The sequence below is a fragment of the Roseateles sp. genome, assembly GCF_052436255.1.
In the GTDB taxonomy this organism is placed as follows: domain Bacteria; phylum Pseudomonadota; class Gammaproteobacteria; order Burkholderiales; family Burkholderiaceae_C; genus Pelomonas.
Genome location: NZ_JBQVNP010000233.1, coordinates 1 through 5,122 on the forward strand (window position 1 = coordinate 1; position 5,122 = coordinate 5,122).

Below are 5,122 nucleotides of genomic sequence, written 5' to 3' on the forward strand. Positions count from 1 at the left end.
CGACGGCATCGACCTGCAGGTGCGCCCCGGCGAATTCGTCGCACTGCTGGGGCCCAGCGGTTGCGGCAAGTCGACGCTGCTGCGGCTCGTGGCCGGGCTCGAGCCCGCAACCACCGGCCCCATCACGCAGAACGGCGAGGCCATCACGCGGCCCGATCCGTCACGCATCGTCGTGTTCCAGGACCCGACGCTCTACCCATGGCGCAGCGTGTGGGACAACGTGGCGCTGGGCCTGCAGGCGCGCGGCGTGCTGAAGGAACAACGTGCCCGCGTCGACGAAGCGCTCAGGCTCGTGGGCCTGACCGAGTTCGCGAAGGCCTTTCCGCACCATCTTTCCGGCGGCATGGCTCAACGCGTGGCGCTGGCGCGCGCGCTGGTCAACGACCCGCAGCTGCTGGTGCTCGACGAGCCGCTGGGCAAGCTCGATTCGCTCACGCGCATCGCGATGCAGAGCGAGCTGGTCAACCTGTGGCAGCGCGCCGGCTTCTCCGCACTGCTGGTCACGCACGACGTGGAAGAGGCGCTGTTCCTCGCCAACCGGGTGATCGTGCTGAGCGACCGGCCCGCGCGCATCGCGGCGGAGCTGGTGGTTGACCTGCCCTACCCGCGCCATCGCGGCGACCCGAAGCTCGCAGAGCTGCGTCACGAGGCGCTCAAGCACCTGGGACTCGACGCCACGTGGTGACCTGAGATGAGCGGTCCGCCGGAGGCCGGCTGGCTCAATCTGCTGATCGGCCTGCTGCAGGGTGTGCAATTGCAGCTGCTGCGCGTGCTCGATGCACTGGGGCTGGTCGCTCATGCGCACGGCCAGCCGGCATGGCCGTGGGCGCTGCGGCTGTCGGGCGAGAACCTGCTGATCGATCTCGGGCAGGCGCGAAGGCTCGGGCTCACGGTGGTTCTGCTTTCGGCGGCGCTGCTGGTGCTGGTGCTCGCCCTGCTCTGGCGCCGGCGTCGCGTCTGGCTGATGGCTCTGGCCACACTGCTGGTCGTCGCTGCGCCCTGGCCCGAGGCCAATGTCGTGCTGGTGCCCGCGTACCCGACGAGCTTCCAGTCGTCTCCAACAGGATTCACGGCCGACAGCATCGAGCGCGGGCGCGGGCTCTACACGGCGCAATGCGTGGCCTGCCACGGCACCGACGGGCGCGGGCAAGGCCCGCTGGCTTCCACGCAGCCCGTGTGGCCGCCCAACCTTTCGGGCCCGTTGCTGTGGCGGCGCGCCGATGGCGATCTGCTCTGGCATCTGCTGAACGGCATGCGCGACCGGCGCGGCAACACGACGATGCCAGGCTTCGGCTCCACGTTGGGCGATGCGGACGCATGGGCGCTGATCGATTTCATGAAAGCCCAGGGCGCTGGCGAAAGCCTGCGCGCAGCCGGCCTGTGGACCCAGCCGATCGCGCCGCCGGACATGACCGTGCAATGTGGCAGCAAGCCGCCCCGCAGGCTGGGCAGTTGGCGAGGCCAGCGGCTGCGAATCGTGGCAACTGGTGCCGAAGCGCTGCCGCTGCTCGACGATCCGCGCCTCGTCACCGTGACTCTCGCGCCGGATGCCGGAGCCAGCGCATCGCAGTCTGGTGATTGCACCGTCGCCTCGCCCGCCGCGTGGGCCGCCTTCTCGCTCATTGCCGCGACCACGCAACTCGCAGGCACCCAGTTCATCGTCGACCGTGACGGCTGGCTGCGCGCACGCGGCGAACCCGGCAAGGGTGCATGGAGCGACGACGACCTGCTGTGCCGTACCGAACAGCCCCCATCGTCCGGCGCGCGACCGTTGGCTCCGGACGGCCTCGGCGCCCTCATCGCCCGCATGGACGCCGAGCCGGTTCGCTTCGTCAAGGGCGGATTCGTTCACTGACGCCCGCAACGGGACTACGATGTTTTCCGGGCCCCTCGCCCATCAACCCTGAAGGAGACAGACACCATGTCCAGCCACGTCTACAAGACACTAGAACTCACGGGCTCTTCGCCGACCGGCATCGAGGACGCGGTGCAGACCGCCATCGCCAAGGCGCACGAGACGGTGCGCAACATCCAGTGGTTCAACGTCACCGAGACGCGCGGACACGTGGTCGATGGCAAGGTGGCGCACTGGCAGGTGACGTTGAAGATCGGGTTCACGCTGGAGTGAGGCGGCATCGACGCCACGTCACAGCGCGCACACGCGGCGCGTGATGTCGGCGCAGACCTTCGCGTCGCCGGGCATGAGCCGGTGCAACCAGGCGCGCGCATCGAGGCTGCTCGCGGCGCGCCGCCAGTTGCTGCTCGTGGCGGGCAGGATCGTGAGGTCCAGGGACGTCCAGTACGTGAAGAGCTTCAGTCCGTCCAGGCAGTTCTCGGTCTTCCTCAGGTTCTCGAGCAAGGGGCTTCGCGGCCGCATGTCCCTGGCGCCGCGGCCGGGGTAGGCATAGGCGGTCATGGTTCCTTCGTGCGGCCCGGCGATGGCGAAGAGTGCCTGGGCGCGGGCGATGCCGCCGAGCACCTGAAGATACTGGCGCGCAATGATGCAGCCCATGCTGAAGCCGACGATGGCGATCGGCGCATCGGGCTCCACATGTGCGTCGATGTAGGCCTTGAGCTTGCACGCAAGGTCATGGATTCCCTTGCGGCCATCGGCGGGCTTGAGGGAAGGCACCCAGCAGCGATGGCCGTCGGCCTCGAGCGCCCGCACCATGCGCCTGAAGATGTTGCCGTTGTTGAAGATGCCGTGTACGAGTACCACGTCCATCGGGTCGTCCTGTCGTGAAGTTTCGGATGGGCCCGAGCATCCGTCGGCAGCTCGCGATTGCCGGGCTCGATCAGCGGTGGTATCGGAATGAGCTACCGGCGGACTACCGCAGATACCCCAGGTCCCGCACATCGGATCGCACGGCCGACCGGTCAGCCCCCTGCATCGGCAGGCTCACCAGCAGTTCCAGCCTGCGGCGCAGCGAGAACAGCGTCAGGACCGCGTCGTGCGCGACCTTGTCGGGGTCGGCTCCGCCGGCCACGTCGGGGTATTCCCACAGCGCCGCATCGGGCTGGCCGGGCCATCGCGGCTGGCGCGGCTCGGTGGCGGCGTCGAGGGTGATGACGAAATCCGCCGCCGCGGCATTCGCGCGCACCAGTTCGTCCCAGCTGCGCGGCAGCCGCTCGGGAACGGGAATGCTCGCGCTCTTCAGCGCGGCGACGGCAGCAGGATGGAACTCGCGGACGACCTGTCCGGGCTGGCCGCAGGAAGACGCCGAGAACCTCTTCGGGTCCAGGTGCGCTAGGCACGCTTCGGCCAGGATGCTGCGTAATGAATTTCGTCGGGAGACGAATATCACGCCGATACGTTTTTGCATGGAGCCTTGAATATAGCCATGCGCGCTGACCACGTCATGACTTAGGTCAACACTCCGCGCCATCGCGCCTTCGGTGGACTCCCGGCCTCAAGGCCTGACCGGGCGCGCGACCCGGCGGCCGACTCAGCAGTACATGCAGACGCGGTGCGGCCCGCCCCCGCCACCGATCGCCGCGCGCGCGCCCAGCAACGGCGCACGCGTGGCCGGCGAGCAATTGGCGCAGACGGTCCTGCCGCAGCAGCGGCAGTGATGTCGGCCGTTGGACGAAAAGGCCCCCTTGATGCCGCTCAGCAGCGCCTGGCCGCAAATGGCACAGGTATTGAGATTGGCCATGGCGGCGTGGTGGACAACGCCTGCAGGATGGTTGCCTGCCGCCACGGCATTCACCGCGTTCGTGATGCGCGTGACATGCTCGGCATGCAATTCGTTGATGTAGACCCTGCATTGCGTCGCGCTCGTAGCGTATTCCGGGCGGCGTATGTCCAGGTTCGCATTGCCCGGGAAGGCCTCGATGCCGTCGTTGTGGCCAGCTGCCCCGCCCTCGTCGATCTGCAGCCACCAGTGGGTGAAGTTCGGGCCGGCAAACACAACCCCATCCAGACGGTCGTTGACTTGAGTGCGGTAGTACATCACCACCTTGTAGGGCGTCGGCGCGAGCGACCAAGTCAGGCCGTTCAGCTCGATCGAGCACTTGACGAGCTCGGTGCTGACTCGATGCAGTTCGGCCAGACGTGCCGGCGACTCTGCCACTGGCCCACGCTGGTCCATCCATGCCTCCTCGAGGTCGGACAGGCGCTGCCTGTTCGCCGGCGTGAACCAGGCAGCACCTCCGGCACCGGCTGTCTGGACGGCGTGCTGTAGGGATATGGAAGGCTCGTTGTAAGGGCCGTAGCTGACAAAGTCGAACATCCCGGTCGGATCGTTCTGGACGGCTCTGAAGCCTGTCAACGCCCAGTTCCAGCACGCCAGGGCCACCGCGCCGTGAGGCGCATTGCCTCCCTGGGGGAGGAAGCGCAATTTGCGGCGCGTCAACGCGGTCAGATGTGGCATATCTCCATCCTGAAGGGATTGGCGGCGTGAGAATAGAGTTACGGCGTACCCCGAACCATCCCATAGACACGGGAGAGAGACCATGGACAACAAGGCACGTGGTCCCTCCCCATGACGAGGCAATTCCAGGCATGGACAAGCATTTCCTGACCCCGCTCTTCGCGCCCGCCTCCATCGTGGCATTCGTCGGCAATGCCGATGGCCCGGGCGGGCAGACGCCGGCCGGCCGCACGCTGCGCGAGGCCTTCCGCGCCGACCGCTTCGACGGCACCCTGCGCTTCCTCGACGTGCGCACCAAGGGCACGCTCGAGGAACTGGCGCAGACCCACGCCGACCTCGCCCTGATCGCGCTGGCGCCGGGCGACGTGGCTGCCGCGCTTGAAATCGCCGGACGCATCGGTTGCAAGGCGGCAGTGGTTCTTTCAAGCGGTATCGGTGCCGACCAGGCAGCGCAGTGGCGCAAGATCGCGCGCCGCGAGGGCGTGCACCTGCTGGGTCCGAATTCGCTGGGTTTCCAGCGTCCGCTGCTGCACCTGAACGCCAGCGTGGCCGGCCCGCTGGCCAGGAGCGGACCGCTCGCGCTGGTGGCGCAGTCCGGCGCGCTCACGGCCTCGATGCTCGACTGGGCACACCAGAACGGCGTGGGCTTCTCGAGCGTGGTGTCGCTGGGCCCGCATACCTCGGTCGACATTCCGCAGGTGCTCGACTTCCTCGCCAACGACCAGGCCACGCACAGCATCATCGTGTAC

The 5,122-nt window shown here is 67.7% G+C and carries 6 protein-coding genes and 1 pseudogene; 4 read left to right on the plus strand and 3 right to left on the minus strand.

The window, feature by feature from the left end:
• From ACT6S0_RS26360 to ACT6S0_RS26370, 3 genes are all read left to right on the plus strand, one after another.
• Positions 1-685: ABC transporter ATP-binding protein (locus ACT6S0_RS26360; protein ID WP_444766697.1), on the plus strand; the 685-nt coding region annotated here is incomplete at its 5' end.
• Positions 686-691: 6 nt separating this feature from the next.
• Positions 692-1,855: a c-type cytochrome gene (locus ACT6S0_RS26365; protein ID WP_444766698.1), complete on the plus strand. Its 1,164-nt coding sequence runs from the start codon at positions 692-694 to the stop codon at positions 1,853-1,855.
• A 66-nt stretch (positions 1,856-1,921) separates the two neighbouring features.
• Positions 1,922-2,128: a dodecin gene (locus tag ACT6S0_RS26370; protein ID WP_432731829.1), complete on the plus strand. Its 207-nt coding sequence runs from the start codon at positions 1,922-1,924 to the stop codon at positions 2,126-2,128.
• 18 nt (positions 2,129-2,146) lie between these two features.
• Here ACT6S0_RS26370 and ACT6S0_RS26375 read toward each other — a convergent pair whose 3' ends face one another.
• The 3 genes from ACT6S0_RS26375 to ACT6S0_RS26385 form a co-directional block, all read right to left on the minus strand.
• Positions 2,147-2,725 (minus strand): esterase/lipase family protein, encoded by a 579-nt coding sequence (locus ACT6S0_RS26375; RefSeq protein WP_444766699.1) that lies wholly within the window; start codon positions 2,723-2,725, stop codon positions 2,147-2,149.
• A gap of 103 nt (positions 2,726-2,828) precedes the next feature.
• Positions 2,829-3,323, minus strand: a complete 495-nt coding sequence (locus ACT6S0_RS26380; RefSeq protein WP_444766700.1) for an arsenate-mycothiol transferase ArsC — start codon at positions 3,321-3,323, stop codon at positions 2,829-2,831.
• 123 nt (positions 3,324-3,446) lie between these two features.
• Positions 3,447-4,373: an FYVE zinc finger domain-containing protein gene (locus ACT6S0_RS26385; RefSeq protein WP_444766701.1), complete on the minus strand. Its 927-nt coding sequence runs from the start codon at positions 4,371-4,373 to the stop codon at positions 3,447-3,449.
• A gap of 131 nt (positions 4,374-4,504) precedes the next feature.
• Here ACT6S0_RS26385 and ACT6S0_RS26390 point away from each other — a divergent pair.
• Positions 4,505-5,122: pseudogene (locus tag ACT6S0_RS26390) on the plus strand (GNAT family N-acetyltransferase); the annotation flags it as partial.